General features: G+C 69.4%; 1 protein-coding gene. It reads left to right on the forward strand.

The annotated features are described in order from the left end of the window. Positions 1–621: FAD-binding oxidoreductase (locus AB4Z27_RS29305; RefSeq protein WP_441646016.1), on the forward strand; the 621-nt coding region annotated here is incomplete at both ends.

Below are 621 nucleotides of genomic sequence, written 5' to 3' on the forward strand. Positions count from 1 at the left end.
CCGGACCTGCAGCAGCTGTTCATCGGCTCGGAAGGCACGCTGGGGGTGATCGTGCGCGTGCGGCTGAAGCTGCACCGCCTGCCCGACTACGGCCGCGCCATCGCCTATGGCTTCAAGACCTTCGCCATCGGCCTGGAGGCGTGCCGGGAAATCATGCAGCGCGGCGCAAACCCGGCGGCCCTGCGGCTCTATGACGCCCTGGAGAGCGGCGTGCAGTTCGGCCTGCCGGACACCAACGTGCTGCTGGTGGCTGACGAAGGCGCCCGGGATATGGTCGATGCGGTGATGGCGATCGGCGAGCGGGTCTGCGCGGAACTGGGCGACAAGCTCGACGACAAGGCCATCTTCGAACGCTGGCTCGACACGCGCTACCTGACCGGCAAGAGCGCCGAAGGCTTCAAGCGCAGCCCCGGCTTCGTCGCCGATACGCTGGAGATGTCCGGGCCGTGGGCGGACCTGCCCGCGATCTACGACGACGTGGTGGCCGCCATCAACGCGGTGCCCGGCACGCTGGCCGGCTCCGCGCACCAGTCGCACGCCTACGTGGACGGCGCCTGCCTGTACTTTTCGCTGCGCGGCGAGGTCGCCGTGGAAGACCGCCAGAGGTGGTATCGCGCCGCC

The sequence above is a fragment of the Cupriavidus sp. KB_39 genome (assembly GCF_052114485.1).
Lineage (GTDB): Bacteria > Pseudomonadota > Gammaproteobacteria > Burkholderiales > Burkholderiaceae > Cupriavidus.